An 18,082-nucleotide genomic window follows, 5' to 3' on the forward strand; every position below is an offset into this window, starting at 1 on the left:
GGGCTGGGTCACCGCAGCGCGGCTCGCTCGGTGATCGCGCCCTCGTAGACGCGGCGGGTGGCAAGGCCGATCTCGGCCCAGCTTTCGCCGGTGCCGGCGGGCCGGGGAGGGGGGCGCCTGAGGAAGGCGTCGGCGAGCGCCGAACTCAAGCTCTCGATGTCTTCGGGCGGAACCAGCGTTCCGCCTTCGCCCTCAAGGATGTCCTGCGCGAAGATGCCGACGCGGCTCGCCACCATCCATTTGCCGAGGGGCTTGAGAAGGAAATAAACGCCGCTGGCGTCGATCTGGCGATAGGGAAACACGAAGCCGTCGGCCTCGTGGAAGAGATCGGCCATGGCCTGCGTGTCGAGCCGGCCGAGGCGCAGCTCGAGCGAGGCGCCGAGGCCCAGCGCCTCGGCGCGCGCGGTGATCGGCGCCATGTCCATCATCGCGGCTCCGGCCACGATCACCCGCCCCTTCGCGCGCAGCGCCGGATCGAGCCGCCCCAGCGCCTCCACCAAGAGGTCGAGCCCCTTGTAGGGCTTGATCTGGCCGAACAGGACAAGCGTGAAGCGGGGATCGCGCGCCCTCGCGAGCGCGGCCGCGCCCGGCTGGGCTTTCAGGGAGAGAGGCCCGTGAGGGATCACGTGGATCTTCCCGGGGACAAGTCCGCGCTCCAGAAGATTGCCTCGTGCCGCCTCGGTGTGGACGATCAGCCTGTCCGCTACTCGCAGCGGCAGGTCGAAGCCCTTGTTCTGCATGAAGGAAATGCGCTCGCCGTTGAACGGCACGGTGTCGTGAACGGTCATCACCACGGGGCAGCGCCGGCGCAACGCCAGGATCGCCGCCGCGTCGAAGGCCGGCAACACCGCCCATTGCAGGTGAAGGACGTCCGGCCTCTCCCGCCCTGCGCGACGTACTAGCGCGGCCAAATCGGCCAAATGCGATGCGCCCTTGGCGAGCGCGCGCAGCTTGGCGCGGGCGGGCGCGATGCGCTCGACGCGGCGGTAGAAGGCCGGCTCGCATTCGGCGGGGTCGAGTTCGGCCTCCTCCCCGGCGCGCAAGGGGCGCGTCAGCCAGCGCGGGCGAACGCCCGCCTGGCGAAGGCCGCCGGAGAGACCGGCATCATAGGCCGGCGTGAAGAGCGAAGGGTCGAGAAGCAGGGCGTCGAGCGAAGGCGCGCCGGTGGGCGCGTCCCTCATGCCGTCTTCGCCAGGGTTTTCGCATCGTCGGGTTGCCAGCGCTCCTCGCGCGTCTTGATCAGCCCGGTGTAGAAGCCGCAGGCCCAAGCCGCATGCATGACGCCCGCCACGGGTCCGGCCAGAAGGCCGCAAAGCGAGCGGTGCTTCCACATGATCTGCAGCGAGGTCGCCGCCAGCGCCGCGAGATAGACCAGCGGCAGGAGCAGCCATTCGGCGCGGAAAGGCGAGGCGAGAAGGCAGGCAAAGCAAAGCGCCAGGAAACTCGGCACCGCGAACTGGCGCGGGCGCAGCGAGGTCGGATGCCGGCGCACGGTGCGCGAGCGGCCCTTGCCGTAGTTGAAATATTGCCGCCAGAGGCGGTGGAAACTATCGCGTGGATGATATTCCAGCCGAATGCGACCGTCGAGATAGATCGTGCCGCCGAGCGCCCGCAGGCGGCAATCGAACTCGGCGTCCTCGTTGTGTGTGAAGCTTTCGTCGTAGCCGCCGACGCGCCGGAACAGGTCGAGCGAGATCAACGCGTGGTGGCCGTGATCGACGAAGCCGCTCCTGCGCCCGCCGCGATGGGCCGATCCGCCCGAGCCGACGAGGCTGTCCGACACCCAGGCGACGGCCTTCTGGAAGCGCGTGCAGCCGATCGAATCCATCGGCACCACGACGGAACTGGCAGCGGTCTGGGCTTGCGTTCGCAGGAGGCGGCGCAGGAAATCACGGGGGTAGTTCGCGTGGGCGTCGCAGCGAACCAGCCAGCGCGCGCCCTCGCCATGAAGGGCGACCGCGAGGTTCACGCCAGCGCTCTGGATGCGCCGACTGTTGCATTCCAGAAACACGAAAGGGTGCTGCCGGGCGTAGGCGCGAACGAGCTCGGTGGTCCCGTCGGTACTGCCGCCATCCACCACGCAGACACGCAGGTCATATCCCTTGGGGGGATTGCGGGTCAGCCGCTCGAGGACGCCGATGATGGTGTTGGCTTCGTTCAGGGCCGGTATCGCAAGCAGAATCGCTTCGCGAGCCGGCGGCGTGCCGTCGTTCATCGGATGTTGCTCCGGCGTGGAAATTCGTTAGGGCGACAGGCCCGATCAGCCCTTCGGCAGCGAGCAGTGGAACCTCAAGCGTTGCACACCATGAGCTGTCTCAATTTTGCTTCACCCAAACTATGTAGGATATAAGATAAAAGTCAACCGTTTGCCGTTGCGCCGCAGCAATGTCATGAACAGGGCCAAGAACCGGCGGTTTTGCCCCGCCGAATGCGCGATGGGCGCGGCGGGGCGCTTCTCGCTCCAAGGGTATGATGGCGCATGAAGATCAGCATGTTTCCGGGAAACATGGCCCGGAACGACTACGTCACCCTGGTTCGCCAGGGCTTGGCGGAAAGCGGGGTCGAGGCGGCGGATTTCCGGTTGCTGCGCGACGGGCTCATGGGTCGCGAGATCGCCGCGGTCCACGTCCAGATGCTGGAGGTGCTGTTTCACCGCCGGCCCTATCGCTATGTCGATGAACTGGCCCTTGGCTGGCTGAAGATCTTCACGCGGGGCATGGAGAGGCTGCGCGCGCGCGGCGGACATTTCGTGTGGACGGCGCACAATGTCGTGCCGCACGATCGGCTGACGGACCGCTTCCCCAAGGCCTGGCGCCATTGGCGCGAGGAAACGACGCCGCTGGTGGACCGGGTCGTGGCGCTCAGCGCCGACTCCATTCCACAGGTGCAAGCCGCCTGGCCGAGCCTCGCCCAGGCGCGGTTCGACGTCATTCCGCATCCGCATTATCGCAGCATCTACACCAGCCGGCGCCCGCGTGCCGAGCAGCGCCGCCAACTCGGCCTGCCGGAAGACGCGCTGGTGCTGGGCTCCATCGGCACGGTGCGGCCCTACAAGGGGCTGATCGAGCTGATCGAGATCGCGCGGCGCGTCTTGCTGCCCGAGCACCGTCTCCTGATCGCCGGCCATTGCTACGACGAGGTGCTGGACGGGCAGATCCGCGCCGCGATCGATGGTGACGAGCGCATCGTCTACGCGCCCAAGCCCTTGGAAAACGACGAATACGCCTCGATCCTCGGCTGCGTCGACATCAACGTTCTGAACTACCGCAACATCCTGAACTCGGGCAGCGTTTTCGCCTCGCTGTCGCTCGACGTGCCGGTGATCGCGCCCAATCTCGGCAGCATCGCCGCCCTTGCGCGCGAGATCGGGCCGCCCTGGGTGCGGGTCTTCGACGACACGGTCGAAGAGCCGATCCGCGCCTTGATCCACGAGGGCGCGCTCTCGCCCGGCGCATCGGTGGATCTGTCGGCCTACGACCCCGCCCGGGTCGGTGCCCTGCACGCGCAGACCTATCGCTGATGGCCTCCCCGCCTCCTGCAACGGAATCGCCCATGAACGCCCCGTCTTCCACCGCCTCGGCTCGAAGCGGGCTCGCCGTCGGCCTGTGCACCTACAAGCGCCTCGACTCTCTCCTGCGCCTGCTCGACCACATCGCGGAGAGCGCCAAAGCGCTGCCCGAGCGCCCGACGATCATCGTGGTCGACAATGACGGGCAGGACCCGGCCGTGGGGCTCGCCATGGGCGCCTTCGCCAGCCGCACGGGGCTGGACCTGCGCTATCGCATCGAGGCCCATCCCGGCATTTCGGCCGCGCGCAACGCCGTGTTCGACGAAGCGGAAAAGCTGCGCGTGCGCTTCGTGGCGATGATCGACGACGACGAATGGCCCTCGCCCGACTGGCTCGCCGCGCTCCTGCGCCGGCAGGCGGAGAAGGGGGCGGCCGTGGTCGGCGGCCCGGTGCGCCCCGTTTTCCCGGACGACGCCGCGCGTCTTGAGCGTTATGCCCGCTACTGGTCGGTGCAGAAGCAGTTTCTCGAAGGCAAGCCTTTCGTCTTCTGCACCTGCAACTTCCTGATCGACCTCGATGCGGCCGGCTCCGTTCCGCGCCCCTTCTTCGACGAGGCCTTCGGCCTCAGCGGCGGCGGCGACACGGTGTTCTTCCGCCGCCTTTTCTATGCCGGCCTTCCCATGGCGTGGTCGGAGGAGGCCTTCGTCTACGAGGAGGTGCCGCCCTCGCGCGCTTCGCTCAAATGGATGCGCCAGCGCCGCTTCCGGGTCGGCAATCATGCCGTGCGCTGGGAAAGCCTCGATGCCGGACCCCGGCGCTCGCTGGCCAAGACGCTGGGGCTCACCGCCCGCCTCGCGATCTATCCGCTGCTGCGGCGCGAGCCCGAATCACCGTTTCTCGGCTGGCTCTTGGAGATGGACAAGGTGCGCGGACGCTTCAAAGCGCATCTGGGCGGCGTCTTCGTGGAATATGCGCGGCCAAAACCGGCGGAGGGCGCTGCCGCTGCCAAGCCGGGCGGCCCGCCTGCCCACGAGAACGACCATGCCTGCGGCTGAGGGGCAAGCGCGATGCGGGCGCTGAAGCGGCGGCTCGGCCCGTTGGCGGCGCAGTTGGAAAAGCGCTTCCGCCTTCTGACCTTCGCGGGCACGCTGCTGCCCACGGTGTCGGCGCTGGGCGTGCAACTCGTGGCCTTCGCGCTGACGGCGCGCAGCCTGGGGCTGGAGCCGTTCGGCGTCTACACCGCGCTTCTGGCGGTTTCGGTGCTCAGCGTCGAGCTGGTGGGTCTGGGCGGGGCGGACCTCTTGGTGCGCGGCGTCGCGCATGAGCCGGCGCGCTTTCCCGCTCTGTTCGGCAATCTTCTGATCCTGACTGTGCTGACGCTGCCGCTGGTTGTGCTGGGCGGCGTCTTCGTGGCGCGCGATCTCATGGGCACGCCGCTCGGGTTCCTACCGGTCGCGCTGGTGATCGGCGGCGAGATTCTGGTCGGCCGAGCGGCGGCCTCGCTGGAGCTCATCATGGTGGCCCATCGGCACACCGTGCGCGCCGGCGCCATCCGCTTCGCCACGGCCTCGATCCGGCTGCTGACGGCGGCGGTCTTCTTTCTCGCGCTCGGGCGCTCCGATCTCGGCGGCTGGATCTGGGCGGCGTTCATCCAGTCCGTGGCGACGACGCTGGTCTATGTCGCGCTCGCCATCGGCCTTTATGGCCGACCGAAGCCGGTGCTGTTGACCGCCGACTTGAAAGCGGGCTTCGCCTTCTGCGTCAACCAGGCCTCGCGCTCCTCGCAGGGGAGCCTCGACCGGATCGTGCTCAGCCGCTTCGCGGACGCGGCCAGCGTCGGCATCTACGGCGCGGCGTCTCGGGTTCTGGCGCTCGGCCTGTTTCCGATCCAGGTCGTCACACGAATGACCTATCCCAACTTCTTCGTGCACGGCAAAGGCGGCATCCGGGCCAGCCGGCGCTACGCCCTGCGCGTCATGCCGGTGATGCTTCTGGTGGGGCTCGCCGCCAGCGCCGCCGTCGCGCTCGCCGGCTGGTTCGCGCCCGATGTCCTGGGGCGGGACTTCGAGGGCATGGTCGGCATCACCGCCGCGCTCGGCCTCAGCCTGCCGCTGATCGCCATTCAGTATCCCGCCGCCGACGCGCTGACGGGGGCTGGGCGACAGGGGCTGCGCGCCATTCTCTCGGTGATCGCCGCCTTCGGCTTCGGCATCGTCATGGCGCTCGGCGCGCGGCTGGACGGGATCGAAGGGCTCGTGATCGCCTTTCTCGCGAGTCACGCCCTGTTCGCGCTGGCGCTTTGGACGGCGGCGTTCGTGGCGCAGGACAAGCCGGCGACGCGGGCCGAAACCGCCGTGGTCTCGGAAGCGGACGCCGCTTCGGCTTGACCGACTCTCGGCTGGATGGGCCACCGGCCCTCAAAATGCCAATCGAGCGGAAGACAGGTTCGCCGTCTTCCGCTCGATTCGCGAATGCACCGATTTTTAACAGGCGGCCTTCGAGGCCATCGGGAGGAGGAAGGCGATCAGGCCGCCTTTCCGTCCTCTTCTTCCTCGAAGGTCACGGCGACGTCGGCGTTGGCGGACAGGCGCACCTTGTCACCCTCGACCTCGGCCACGAGGCCGCCCGAGATGAAATGGTGATGGCCTTCGTGATGGCCCTCGCCGCTGTCCTTCTTGGTCAGCTTGATGCGATCGCCCACGACGCGGTCGACCGTGCCCACATGCACGCCGTCCGCGCCGATCACTTCCATATGTTCCTTGATCCGATCGAGCATAGCTTCTTTCCCTGCGGTTGGATCAGGGAAACGCGCCAGGCGCGATCGGGATGCATGCCCGAGGTCGATCTTTCGAATCGCTAATCAGCGCGCCACGAATCGATTTTCGCGCACAGGCGCCTCGAACGGCTCCTCGCCCTCGACCGTGCGTGCCGCCTCGGCCCAGAAGTCGTGCTCCTTGCCGGTCGGGCGTCCCGCCTTTTCCCAGAGGAAATAAGCCAGATTGCGGATTTCCTGGTCCCTGTCGGATGCTGTCGTCATGTGATCCTCGCCTTCCTCCCCGCCAATCCCTTCGCGTCGACCTCGCAACCGGTCTCTACGGGAACGGAGCGGGGGAGGCGCATGAGCAGGTCTTCCCTTAAGACATATCCCCTGTAACCCTCACGAACAGTCACGAACGTCATATGATCGCTAATTTTATTGGCGTGAGGACGAGACGAGGGCGGGATAGCACCCGAACATGTTCCGGGCCTGTGCCTTCCTTTGTGCGGCTAAAGATGAGAGCGGATGGAGGCTTGCCGAGATCGCGGGAGACGAAACGGCGCTAGGCGTAGGCACGAGCCACTGCAGCGGAGCCGTCCGGCCGGTTGGTCAGGCAGGCTTATCTCCGGTGCTTCAAAGGGTTGCGAAGGGCCGCGACGGCGTCGCCCTTTGCCTTGTCTGCGTTCCGTGTTAGACGCACGCGATCTTATCGTCGGAGTTCGGGCGTGTTCCACCCGCAGCTCTTCTTCCATGGAACTGTGGTCGCGGCCGCTCCAGGTCGCCCGGAAGTCGGCGCTGCGCTTTTCTGCTCCATGATGTCCATTCCACCGGAGGCCTCGTCAGAGGAATGATCAGCGGCGAAGCGGCCTCCACGGCCGAGACGACAGCGCACGGCCATGACGGTCACGCGCGCAAGAGCCTGCCCGTCGTCGTCCTCGGCAGCATCGGTGTCGTTTACGGCGATATCGGGACAAGTCCCCTCTACGCGATGAAGGAATCGCTGCTGCATGTCGGCGGCGTTCCCTCCGCGTCCGAGATCATCGGCATCGTGTCGCTGTTGGTCTGGTCGCTGGTGATCGTCGTCACGGTGAAATACGTGATGCTGGTCCTGCGCGCCGACAACCAGGGCGAGGGCGGGGCGCTGTCGCTCATGGCGCTGGCGCAGACCGCCTTGAAGCGGCCCAACCGCGTGATCCTGACGCTCGGCATGATCGGCGCCGCGCTGTTCTACGGCGACGCCATCCTGACCCCGGCCGTGTCGGTTCTATCGGCGGTGGAGGGCCTCAAGGTCACGACGCCGGGGCTCGATCCCTATATCGTGCCGATCGCGCTCGCCATCATCATCGGCCTCTATGCCGTGCAGTCCTTCGGAACGGCCAAGGTCGCGGTGTTCTTCGGGCCGATCATGGCGGTCTGGTTCGTCACGCTGGCGCTGATGGGCCTCTCTCATATCGGCGACGCGCCGCAGATCCTCCACGCCCTGAACCCGGTCAACGGCTTCTGGTTCATGACCTCGCACGGCATTCTCGGCTTTACAGTGCTGGGCTCGGTGTTCCTCGCCGTGACCGGCGCCGAGGCGCTCTATGCCGACATGGGCCATTTCGGGAAGCGGCCGATCCGCATCGCCTGGCTCGGCTTCGTCGGCCCGGCGCTGATCCTCAACTATCTCGGCCAGGGCGCCTTCGCGCTCAACAATGCCGAGGCCCTGCCCAATCTCTTCTTCCTGTCGGCGCCCGACTGGTTCCGGCTGCCGCTGGTGATTCTCGCCACGCTCGCCACGATCATCGCCGGCCAGGCTGTCATCACCGGCGCCTTCTCGCTGACCCAGCAGGCGATCCAGCTCGGCCTCCTGCCGCGCCTCCAGATCGAGCACACATCCGAATCCGAGCGCGGACAGATCTATCTGCCGACCGTCAACTGGCTGATGCTGGTGGGCGTGGTGATCCTGATCGTCTTCTTCCAGGACTCGTCCTCGCTGGCCGCAGCCTACGGCATCGCCGTGACAGGCACGATGATCATCACGAGCCTGCTCGGCATCGTGGTCTTCGCCTATGGCTGGGGCTGGGGCCTCGGGCTTGCCGTCCTCGTGGTCACGCCCCTTATCGCGATCGACAGCGCCTTCCTGGCGGCCAATCTCCTGAAGCTCGCGGACGGGGGCTACCTGCCGCTGGTGATCGGCGGCTGCATTATGGTGCTGATGGCCATCTGGGTGCGGGGCACGCGGCTTCTCAACACCAAGGCCCAGCAGCAGAACCTCTCGTTGGAGACCTTCATCAAGGCGATGGAGACCTCCTCCGTCACCCACGTCTCCGGCACGGCGATGTATTTGACCTCGACGCCCGAGACGGTGCCTTCCGCGCTTCTGCACAACCTCAAGCACAATCGCGTCCTGCACGAGAAGAACGTCATCGTCACGATCCGCACTGCCGACGTGCCCTATGTCTCCTCGGCGGACCGGCTGACCTACCATCCGCTTTCGCCCGCCTTCGCGCGCGTCGAGCTGCATTACGGCTTCCTGGACGAGCCCAATCTCCTGCAGGCGCTGATCCAGCTGCGCGAGCTCGGCGTAAAGTTCGACGTCATGTCGACCACGTTCTTCGTTGGCCGGCGGCGCATCAAGGCGGCGGCGCGCAGCGACATGCCGCGCTGGCAAAGCCAGCTCTTCATCAAGATGGCGCGCCATTCCTACGATGCGATCGACTATTACCGCATCCCGGCCAACCGCGTGGTGGAACTCGGCACCTACGTCACGCTCTAGCTGTCCGGCTTCAGAGGGGTCCCGCCGCATGGCGGGACGCCTCGTCGCACTCGTTGTTTGGCGTGCCTGCCCTATGTGAATTCTGACGTGGTCTTCTCTGGCCGCGCCGCCGGACGCCACAGCCGCATGATGCGGCCATGCGCGGGTTCCGGCCAGACAGGGGCACTTCCATGGACGCGCAAACCTCGACCCAACAGCGTGAAAACACGCGTCTTGGCGACATCGCGAACCGTTCGGAGAAGGGAACCGCGCTGACGCTGATCCGTGCCGAAACCAAGGCGCGCGACGAGAAGACCGCTCGCCTCAAGGCCATGCGCCTCGCCCAGGAAGCAGAGGCTACCGTGCTGGCCGAGCAGATCGCGGCCGCCGCGCCCAAGCGCAAGACAGCCAAGTCGTCCACCAAGGTTGCGAAAGCTGCCCCCAAGCGCAAGGCCGCCTCGGCGGCCTGACAAGCGCAAGGTTTCCGCCCGCAGATTGGGGGGTGCAACGACAAGTTTTGTTGGCCGCCTCACATTGCTTAAAAATCTAACCGTTTCGCAATTTGTTGTGGGCTAATCTTCTCTGGTCACCAGGGAGAGCCAAATCATGACCGCCCGCATCGATCTTCTGAATCGTCTCGAGTTTCTGCAGCTCGACGAGGCAGCGCTTCAGAAGATCGGGTCCAAGGCGGAACTGATCAGCGAAGCGACGGCGAGCGGCATCGCGGCCTTTTACGAGCAGATGGTGAAGGTGCCGGAGCTTCAGGCCTTCTTCGCCAACGAAGGCATGCGCCAGAGCGCCGAAACCTCCCAGAACAAGCATTGGGCCAAGATCGCGAGCGGCCAGATCGACGACAGCTATGTCGGAGACGTGGAGCGGATCGGGCGCACCCATGCGCGGATCGGGCTGGAGCCGCGCTGGTATCTCGGCGGCTATGCGCTGATCCTGGAAGAGGCGATCAAGGTCATGCTGCCGCGTCTCCTGAGCGGCGGCCTCCTGCGGCGGGGCAAGGTGGACGAGGCGGCCGCTGTCCTCGGCCTTCTCGTCAAGGTCGCCATTCTCGACATGGACTATGGCGTTTCGACCTATCTGGAGGCGCTCGCCGCCGACAAAACGCGCATGGAGTCCGAGCGCGAGCATGTGGCGAGTGAGCAGGCCCGCGCGCTCGGCGACGCCTCGGCCGCCATGGAAGAGATGACCGCCAATATCCGCCAGAACGCGGACAACGCCACCACCACGGAAAAGATCGCCGGCCAGGCGTCGATGAACGCCGATCGCGGCGGCGATGCCGTGGGCAAGGCGGTGGAGGCGACGCGCACCATCGCGGGCAAGATCCAGGTCATTCAGGAAATCGCGCGCCAGACCGATCTTCTGGCCCTCAACGCCGCGATCGAAGCGGCGCGCGCGGGATCGCATGGCAAGGGCTTCGCAGTGGTCGCTTCGGAGGTGCGAAAGCTGGCCGAGCGCGTGACGATCGCGGCCGGCGAGATCGGCGAACTCTCCGCCCGCTCGCTGGAAGTCTCGGAAGAAGCGGGCGGCGCCCTGCGCGCCCTGGTCCCCGACATCCGCCGCACGGCGGAGCTCGTCTCTGAAATCTCGGCCGCCTGCCGCGAGCAGTCGATCGGCGCCGAGCAGATCAGCCAGGCCATCAACCATCTCGACCGGACAGGCCAACAGTTGAGCGCCAAGCAGAGCGAACGGGCGGGGCCGCGCCTGCGCAAGGCGGCCTGACGAAGCCGCAGGGTCGCGGCGCCGGGGTCGGGAGTGCGCGGTTGCCCGGTCTTCCGTTTCGGCTGAGCGCATTGGACGGCTGTGGTTTCATGGCTGACCGCACCGTCTCTCCGCTACCTTCAAAGCGAGGGGATCGAGACGAAACAGGGCCGGCCTTTCGGCCAGCCCTGTTTCGTTAAACCTTCGTTCGAGGTTTGTAGCCCAATCAACGCCGTGCTCCAAAAGGGGCGCTGGCGCTGACAGAAGGGCTTCGGCCTACTTGGTCCAGGCCGCGACCTTGTCCGGGTTGGCGGCGATCCAGGCCTTGGCGGTGGCGGCGGGATCGGTGCCCTTCTGCTCGTTCTGCAGCATCAGCTTTTGCTCGTCGTCGAGCGAGAGCTTGAAGTTGGTCAGGATCTTGTGAACCTCCGGCATGTCCGTGGCGAGACCCTTGCGGGCGACCGTGTTCACCGTTTCCTCGCCACCGAAGGAGCCCTTGGGGTCGGCGAGATATTTCAGGTCCCAGCGGCCGAACATCCAATGCGGCGTCCAGGTGGTGACGACGATCGGCTCCTTGCGGTCGATCGCGTCCTTCAGCGCGGCGGTCATCGTGGCGTCGGAGCCGTCCACCAGATTGACGGAGGACAGGTCGTAGTCCTTGATCGCCTTTTCCGAGGCCTGCATCAGCCCGGCGCCGGGGTCGATGCCGATCACCTTGTTCCCGACCTCGCCGCCCTTGGTCTTTAGGTCCTCGACCGACGAGATGTCGACATAGGCGGGAACGGCCCAACCGATCTTGGCGCCCTGAACATTGGGGCCGACGAGATCGATCTGGTTCTTCAGCTTGGCGTAATAGGCCGCGTGTGTGGCGGGCAGCCAAGCGGCGACCATCGCGTCCGCCTCGCCGGTGGCGACGGCCTGCCACATGGCGGCGGCCGGCAGCGGCGTCAGCGTGACGTCGTAGCCTTTGCCCTTCAGGGTCTCGGCCAGGAGATTGGTCGCGACCACCGCGTCGGACCATTCTACATAGGCGAGGTTCACCTTCTTCTCCGCGGCCGAGGCGAGGCCCGTCATGAGGGTTGAGGCGAGAGCGGCGGCTGTCAGGATCTTCAGCATGGGTCTCGGAACTCCGTCGAGAGAAAAAGGGGACTTGCGAAAAGAGGAGAAGGGGTCAGGCCGGGCGCGTGCGGCGCGCCATGGCCTGGGTGACGCGGTCTAGCACCACGGCGAGGATGACGATCGCGATGCCGGCCTGGAAGCCCGAACCCGCGTCGAGCCGCTGGATCGAGCGCCAGACCTCGCGGCCGAGGCCGCCGGCGCCGATCATGGAGGCGATCACCACCATGGACAGGCCGAGCATGATGGTCTGGTTGATGCCGGCCATGATCGTGGGCAGGGCGAGCGGCAGCTGCACCTTCACGAGCTTCTGGACGGGCGAGGTGCCGAAGGCGTCGGCCGCCTCCGTCAGGTCATGCGGCACGCCGCGAATGCCGAGCGCCGTCAGGCGGATCACCGGCGGCATGGAGAAGATGACGGTGGCGAACACCGCCGAAACCGAGCCGAGCCCGAAGAACGGAATGGCCGGAATGAGATAAACGAAACTCGGCATGGTCTGCATCATGTCGAGCGCAGGCGACACGGTTTTCCAGGCGCGCTCCGACAGGGCGCAGCCGATGCCGATCGGCAGACCGACCAGCAGCGCGGCAAGCGTCGAGAGCGTGACCAGAACCAGCGTCTCGACCGTCGCGCCCCAAAGCCGGAGGTTCCAGAGGAAGAGGAAGCCGATGAGCGCCAGCAGCCCGACGCGCCGCCCGGCCAGGAGGAACGCGCCGCCCGCCAGCGCCACGATCAGGAGCCAGGGCGGTATGAAGAGAAGAAGCTCGGTGCCCGTCTGAATCCAGGCCGCGACGAAGGCCGAAAGGCCGCGCGTCAGTGACGAGAGATGGAGGGTGAGCCAATCGAGGGCGTTGCTGGAGATGTCGTCCAGAGGGAATTTGCGGATGCTTCCATCGTCGGTGAGGAGCCATTCCATGCGGTATCCCTTTCCTCGTTCGGCCGCTGGCCCGACAGGGCGCGCAGGGCGGTTTCGCGGGTGAGAAGGCCAAGAAAGCGGTTGTCGTCGTCCACCACCGCGATGCCGTGCGGCTCGCTCGCCAGAAGCGGGAGAACGCTTTTTAGAACGGTGCTGGCCGGGGCGCGGGCGATGCCGCCATCCATCAGCCGGTCGAGCCGTTGGCCGCGCGAGGCGGGGGCGGTAAGCCGGTTCCGGTCGATGCGCCCGACCGGCGTGTCGCGCTCGCAGGTGACGACGAAGATGTCCTCCGCCCTGCCACCGCGCGGCTCGACCAGCGGCCAGGCGTCCTCGGCCGCCGCGCCCTCGAAAAGGCGCGGCTGCGGGCGCACGAGGCGACCGAGCGTCACCACGGAGGACACGTCGATATGCTCCACGAAGCGCCGGACATACTCGCCCTGCGGATCGAGCAGGATTTCCTCCGCCGTGCCGCTCTGTGCGATGGCGCCGTCCTTCATCAGGACGATGCGGCCGCCCAGATGAATGGCCTCGTCGAGATCGTGGCTGACGAAGACGATGGTTTTGCGCAGCTTGCGCTGCAGCGCGCGAAGCTCGTTCTGCATGTCGCGGCGGATCAGCGGGTCGAGCGCCGAGAAGGCCTCGTCCATCAGGAGAATGCCGGCGTCGGCGCAAAGCGCGCGAGCCAGACCCGCCCGCTGCTGCATGCCGCCCGACAGCTGGCGCGGCACCTTGCTGTCCCAGCCCTTGAGGCCGACCAGCTCGATTGCCTCCAGCGCGTGCTCGCGGCGCGTCTTGCGGTCCAGCCCCTGGATTTCCAGGCCGTACTCGACATTCTCGGCGATGGTGCGGTTGGGAAACAGGGCGAAGTGCTGGAACACCATGCCGAAGGTCTCGCGGCGAAACTCGCGCAAAGCCTTGGTGGAAAGGCTGGTGACCTCGGTCCCGTCGACCCGGATGGAGCCGGCGGTGGGCTCCACCAGCCGGTTCAGGCAGCGCAGCATGGTGGACTTGCCGGAGCCCGACAGGCCCATGACGACGAGGATTTCTCCCTCGTTGACGGAAAAGCTCACGCGGTCGAGCCCCAACACCGAGCCGGTCTCGGCCAGGATCTCGGCCTTGCTCGCGCCCTCGTTCAACCGGGCAAGCGCGGCCTTCTCACGGTCGCCGAAGAGCTTTACGATGTCGGAAACGCGAATGCGCTCCGTAGCGGGGGGAGAGGGGACTTGCGTTATCGAACCGTCCTCCGTCGCGGAAAGCCGATCCTTTCTAAGAACGGCTCCAAATGGCGATGGAGGGATCGTGACGAGAGTGCGACGGGGTTACGATGTCGATCCAGACATTCACCTGTAGAAAGCCGACATCCCTTTATTCGTGATGACTATTTGTTAGGCCCTGTTCAGATGCGTGGCATCGGCGGCATAGGCGCGTCGATCGAGGTCGCCGGATGCGCGCCGGCCATCAGGGGCGTATCGGGCGCGCGCATGTCGCGCGGGGCAATGCCGAAATGGGCGCGGAACTGGCGGGCGAAATGCGCGCCGTCGCAAAAACCGGCCTCTACCGCGATATCGGTAACGCTCTTGCGCGTCGTCTGCAGGAGGCGCTTGGCATAGCCCAGGCGCAACTGGCGATAGGCGACCGCGGGGCTGACGGCGAGCGTTTCCTGGAACAGGCGCTCCAGCTGGCGCGAGGAAAGCTGCAGGCGCATCGCGATGGTTTCTACCGAAAGCGGCTCGGCCATGTGCTGCTCCATCAGGAGAATGGCGCGGCGCACGCGGTCGTCGCCGCCGGACGAGCCGGTTGCGGCATGAGGCTGGGCGTCGCTTCCCTGCCGCCGGTTCTGCAACTGGAGCACGTGCAGGCTCTTCTGCGCGGCCGAGGCGCCGACATGGCGCTCGATCAGGAAGGCTGCGAGATCGGCGACGCCCGAGCCGCCGGCACAGGTGATGCGGTCGCGGTCCACCACGAAGAGCTGGTCGGCATCCGGCACGATGTCGGAAAACTCCGCCTCGAAATCGGCATGGTGATACCACGAGACGCAGCAGCGCCGCCCCCGCATCAGGCCGGCACGCGCCAGCACGAAGGAGCCGGTGCAGACGCCGACGAGCGGCACGCCCGCGCTGGCGGCCGAACGCAGATAGGTGACGGCCGCCTCTTCCATCTGGTCGCCGGCATGGAGAAGGCCGCCGACCACGACGATATAGTCGAACTGACGGGCGTCGGTGAGCGGCGCCGTGCGCGACACCTGCACGCCGCAGGACGAGCGCACCGGCTCGGGCCGCGCGGCCATGACGCTCCAGCCGCAGCGGATCGGGCGAGAGCGATCGCCTTCGTCGCCTGCGAGGCGCAGCGCGTCCACGAAGAGGGAAAGCGCCGACAGGGTGAAATTGTGCGCAAGAACGAAGCCGACCTTCAAGGCCGGCGTTTCAGGCGTGGAGGCGCGGCCGGCGGACAAGCGGTTCACGAGGCGATCTCCCTTTTCACCATGCTAACGCAAGCATCATGGCGAAAATTGCGGCAAGCGCCAAGTGTTTCGTCCGCCTCCCGGCGCTTGCGCTGAGATCAGGCGGAAGACCCGCCGGGGCGGGCCTCCCCCAAGCGGCTCAGGCCGCGAGCCGCTGCCAGACGGAGGGCGGGATGGGCACGAGATTGCTTTCGAACTCGCGCGAGCATTGCTCCCAGGAATAGGTCTCGGCATGGCGGCGGCAGCCGGCGCGGTCGATCTCCAACGCCTGGAGCGCGGCGCTGCGCAGATCCTCCGACAGGACGGCGTGCGGCGTGCCGCCCACGATGTCCATCGGGCCGGGCACGGGAAGGGCCGCCACAGGCGTTCCGCAGGCGAGCGACTCCAGAACCACGAGACCGAAGGTCTCGAAGCGCGAGGGGAAGACGAAGACGTCGGCCGCCGAGAAATGCTCGGCCAGCGCGCGCCCGGTGCGGCGCCCGAGGAAATGCGCCTTGGGATAGCGGCTCTTCAAGCCCTCCATCGCCGGCCCGTCGCCCACCAGGACCTTGGAGCCCGGCAGGTCGAGGCCGAGAAAGGCGTCGAGATTCTTTTCCGGCGAGATGCGGCCGAGATAAAGGAAGATGGGGCGCGGCAGGCGTAAAAAATCCGGGTCGAAGCCCGGTTCCAAACGGCAGGGAGTGAAGAGCTCGGTGTCCACCGCCCGGCCCCAGCGGCGGATGTTGCGATAGCCCCGCTCCGCCAGTTCGTGCTCCAGCGTCTCGGTCTGCACCATGATGCCGTTGCCGCCATTGTGGAACCAACGCTGGAACCCGTAGGCCAGCGGCGAGCCGACGCCGAGGCGCTTCTCGAAATAGTCGCCGAACCGAGTATGGAAGGACGTGGTGAAGGGAATGCCGCGCCGCCGGCAATAGTGGCGGGCGGCCAAGCCGATCGTGCCCTCCACCGGAATGTGGATCGTGTCGGGCTGAAAGTCCTCGATGATGCGGCCGAGCGTGCGGCCGAGCGTCAGGGCCAGGCGCACCTCGGGATAGCCCGGGGCGGGCAGGCTGGCGGAAAAGTCCGCCGGGCCGACCAGCCGGACCTCGTGACCGAAACGCCTCAGCCAGTCGGCCGTGGTGTCGAGAACCCGGACCACACCGTTGATCTGCGGCGGGGCGGCATCAGAAGCAATGAGAATACGCATGTCGCGCTCTTTTGGTCCCGAGAAAGTTTCGGTCCGTTTCTCTCGGACCTACGCAATGCTAGAGCTTGCGCCAGATAGCACCGTCAAGATGCATGCGGGAAAAATGTTCGAGGTGTTCCGGTCATGAAGGTAATCGTTCTAGGAGGCGACGGATTCTGCGGGTGGGCCACCTCGCTTCATCTTTCGGCCGAAGGCCACGACGTGACGATCGTGGACAATCTGGTTCGCCGGCGAACCGACGAGGAGCTGGGCGTGCAGAGCCTGACGCCGATCCGGCCCATGGCCGAGCGGCTCCAGGCCTGGCGCGAAACGCGCAACTCGCCGATCGAGTTCGTTGAGCTCGACGTCGCCAAGGACTACGACCGGCTGGAGGCGCTGTTCGCCCGCGTGCAGCCGGACGCGATCGTGCATTTCGCCGAGCAGCGCGCCGCGCCCTATTCGATGAAGTCGCCCTGGCACAAGCGCTACACCGTGGACAACAATGTCAACGCGACCAGCGCGGTGCTCTGCGCCATGGTCGAGGCCTGCCCGGAGGCCCATCTCGTACATCTCGGCACGATGGGCGTCTATGGCTACGGCAAGACCAAGGGCATGACGATCCCGGAAGGCTATATCGAGGCGACGCTGCGCTCGGCCGGCCAGGAGGCCAATGTCGAGATCCTCTATCCCGTGGACCCCGGCTCGATCTACCACATGACCAAGACGCTGGATCAGCTCCTGTTCCAGTATTACGCCAAGAACGACGGGCTGAAGATCACCGACCTGCACCAGGGCATCGTTTGGGGCACCTCGACGCCGGAGACCGATCTCGACGAGCGTCTGGTCAACCGTTTCGACTATGACGGCGACTACGGAACGGTGCTGAACCGCTTCCTCTGCCAAGCCGCGATCGGCCATCCGCTCACCGTCCATGGCTCGGGCGGGCAGACGCGCGCCTTCATCCACATTCGCGACACGGTGCGCTGCATCGGACTGGCGCTGCGCTCTGCGCCCGAGCGGGGCGAGCGGGTGCGCATCATGAACCAGATGACCGAGACGCACCGCGTCAGCGACCTCGCCGAGATGGTGTCGCGCATGACCGGCGCGCCGGTGGAGCATCGCGACAATCCGCGCAAGGAAATGGCCGAGAACGATCTCGTGGTCGCCAACGACACGCTGATCAAGCTGGGTCTGGAGCCGACGCGCCTGTCGGACGGGCTCCTGGACGAGGTGGTACGCGTCGCCGAAAAGCATCGCGACCGCTGCGACACGAGCCGCATCGTCTGTTCCAGCCTCTGGGTGAAGCCGATCGCCGCCGAATAGGGCGTCGATCGGGTCCGCCCGCCGGGCCTATTCGGCGGGGTTGCGAGCAGTGGCGGCGGGCAGGGGCTCCGAAGGGGCGTCGGGTTCCTGCTCCACCCGGCGCAGGGCGCTCGGCACCACGCCGATGGCGGCGAGCGCGGTCGCGAGACCAAGCGCCGCGCCGATCGCATGGTCGGGCGCGAGGCCGAAGATCACCGCGAGAAGCGCCACGCCCATGGACTGGCCGACGAGACGCGCGGTGGACTGGATGCCGCTCGCCCCGCCAGCGCGCTCGCGCGGGGCGCTGGTGACGAGGATCTTGTTGTTGGGCGCCTGAAACATTCCAAAGCCAAGGCCCGCGACGACGAGGCGCCAGACCAGATCGAGATCGGCGGGCTGTGCCGGCAGG

The 18,082-nt window shown here is 66.7% G+C and carries 16 protein-coding genes and 1 pseudogene; 7 read left to right on the forward strand and 10 right to left on the reverse strand.

Going from position 1 to position 18,082, the window contains the following annotated elements; translation table 11 throughout:
• Positions 1–8: 8 nt before the first annotated feature.
• Entirely contained in the window at positions 9–1,181 is a 1,173-nt protein-coding gene (locus AUL32_RS00660) for a glycosyltransferase (RefSeq protein ID WP_062110980.1), read from the reverse strand.
• A complete protein-coding gene (locus AUL32_RS00665) occupies positions 1,178–2,215 on the reverse strand; it encodes a glycosyltransferase family 2 protein (protein WP_061974071.1) in 1,038 nt (345 codons plus the stop codon). Before AUL32_RS00665 ends, AUL32_RS00660 begins: the two co-directional genes overlap by 4 nt.
• 264 nt (positions 2,216–2,479) lie before the next feature.
• Here AUL32_RS00665 and AUL32_RS00670 point away from each other — a divergent pair, with 264 nt between their 5' ends.
• From AUL32_RS00670 to AUL32_RS00680, 3 genes are read left to right on the forward strand one after another with little or no spacing between them, the layout of a single operon-like run.
• Entirely contained in the window at positions 2,480–3,520 is a 1,041-nt protein-coding gene (locus AUL32_RS00670) for a glycosyltransferase (RefSeq protein WP_062110981.1), read from the forward strand.
• 32 nt (positions 3,521–3,552) lie between these two features.
• Positions 3,553–4,563, forward strand: a complete 1,011-nt coding sequence (locus AUL32_RS00675) for a glycosyltransferase (protein ID WP_062110982.1) — start codon at positions 3,553–3,555, stop codon at positions 4,561–4,563.
• A 12-nt stretch (positions 4,564–4,575) separates the two neighbouring features.
• A complete protein-coding gene (locus AUL32_RS00680) occupies positions 4,576–5,895 on the forward strand; it encodes a lipopolysaccharide biosynthesis protein (protein WP_062110983.1) in 1,320 nt (439 codons plus the stop codon).
• A 137-nt stretch (positions 5,896–6,032) separates the two neighbouring features.
• Here the strand turns inward: AUL32_RS00680 and AUL32_RS00685 are convergent, their stop codons facing one another.
• Together AUL32_RS00685 and AUL32_RS24375 are read right to left on the reverse strand one after the other, a co-directional pair.
• The gene (locus AUL32_RS00685; RefSeq protein ID WP_061974080.1) at positions 6,033–6,284 is read right to left on the reverse strand and encodes a DUF2171 domain-containing protein; all 252 of its coding nucleotides are present in this window, start codon (positions 6,282–6,284) and stop codon (positions 6,033–6,035) included.
• 84 nt (positions 6,285–6,368) lie between these two features.
• Positions 6,369–6,545: a DUF2934 domain-containing protein gene (locus tag AUL32_RS24375; protein ID WP_082639179.1), complete on the reverse strand. Its 177-nt coding sequence runs from the start codon at positions 6,543–6,545 to the stop codon at positions 6,369–6,371.
• A 568-nt stretch (positions 6,546–7,113) separates the two neighbouring features.
• Between AUL32_RS24375 and AUL32_RS00690 the strand changes: the two genes are divergently transcribed.
• The 3 genes from AUL32_RS00690 (at position 7,114) to AUL32_RS26380 (ending at position 10,734) form a co-directional block, all read left to right on the forward strand.
• Entirely contained in the window at positions 7,114–9,024 is a 1,911-nt protein-coding gene (locus AUL32_RS00690) for a potassium transporter Kup (RefSeq protein ID WP_061974082.1), read from the forward strand.
• Between the two features lie 170 nt (positions 9,025–9,194).
• A complete protein-coding gene (locus AUL32_RS00695) occupies positions 9,195–9,473 on the forward strand; it encodes a hypothetical protein (RefSeq protein ID WP_061974084.1) in 279 nt (92 codons plus the stop codon).
• 136 nt (positions 9,474–9,609) lie between these two features.
• Positions 9,610–10,734 carry a methyl-accepting chemotaxis protein gene (locus AUL32_RS26380; protein WP_062110984.1) on the forward strand — a complete coding sequence of 375 codons (1,125 nt, stop codon included), beginning with the start codon at positions 9,610–9,612 and terminating at the stop codon, positions 10,732–10,734.
• A gap of 255 nt (positions 10,735–10,989) precedes the next feature.
• Here AUL32_RS26380 and AUL32_RS00705 read toward each other — a convergent pair whose 3' ends face one another.
• The 5 genes from AUL32_RS00705 to AUL32_RS00725 all read right to left on the reverse strand — a co-directional run bounded on the left by AUL32_RS00705 (position 10,990) and on the right by AUL32_RS00725 (position 16,392).
• On the reverse strand, positions 10,990–11,829 hold the full coding sequence (locus tag AUL32_RS00705) for a glycine betaine ABC transporter substrate-binding protein (protein ID WP_062110985.1): 840 nt from the start codon (positions 11,827–11,829) through the stop codon (positions 10,990–10,992).
• Between the two features lie 55 nt (positions 11,830–11,884).
• Positions 11,885–12,745 (reverse strand): ABC transporter permease, encoded by an 861-nt coding sequence (locus AUL32_RS00710; RefSeq protein WP_061974090.1) that lies wholly within the window; start codon positions 12,743–12,745, stop codon positions 11,885–11,887.
• Positions 12,643–13,881, reverse strand: a complete 1,239-nt coding sequence (locus tag AUL32_RS00715; RefSeq protein ID WP_244497575.1) for a quaternary amine ABC transporter ATP-binding protein — start codon at positions 13,879–13,881, stop codon at positions 12,643–12,645. The genes AUL32_RS00710 and AUL32_RS00715 overlap by 103 nt, the downstream gene beginning before the upstream one ends.
• Before the next feature lie 260 nt (positions 13,882–14,141).
• The gene (locus AUL32_RS00720; RefSeq protein ID WP_244497578.1) at positions 14,142–15,206 is read right to left on the reverse strand and encodes a GlxA family transcriptional regulator; all 1,065 of its coding nucleotides are present in this window, start codon (positions 15,204–15,206) and stop codon (positions 14,142–14,144) included.
• Positions 15,207–15,345: 139 nt separating this feature from the next.
• The gene (locus AUL32_RS00725; RefSeq protein WP_061974094.1) at positions 15,346–16,392 is read right to left on the reverse strand and encodes a glycosyltransferase family 4 protein; all 1,047 of its coding nucleotides are present in this window, start codon (positions 16,390–16,392) and stop codon (positions 15,346–15,348) included.
• Between the two features lie 123 nt (positions 16,393–16,515).
• Here AUL32_RS00725 and AUL32_RS00730 point away from each other — a divergent pair, with 123 nt between their 5' ends.
• Positions 16,516–17,694: an NAD-dependent epimerase/dehydratase family protein gene (locus tag AUL32_RS00730; protein WP_062110987.1), complete on the forward strand. Its 1,179-nt coding sequence runs from the start codon at positions 16,516–16,518 to the stop codon at positions 17,692–17,694.
• A 27-nt stretch (positions 17,695–17,721) separates the two neighbouring features.
• Here AUL32_RS00730 and AUL32_RS25510 read toward each other — a convergent pair.
• Positions 17,722–18,082 (reverse strand): annotated as a pseudogene (locus tag AUL32_RS25510) (MFS transporter); the annotation flags it as partial.

This window comes from Aureimonas sp. AU40, from assembly GCF_001463785.1.
In the GTDB taxonomy this organism is placed as follows: Bacteria; Pseudomonadota; Alphaproteobacteria; order Rhizobiales; family Rhizobiaceae; genus Aureimonas.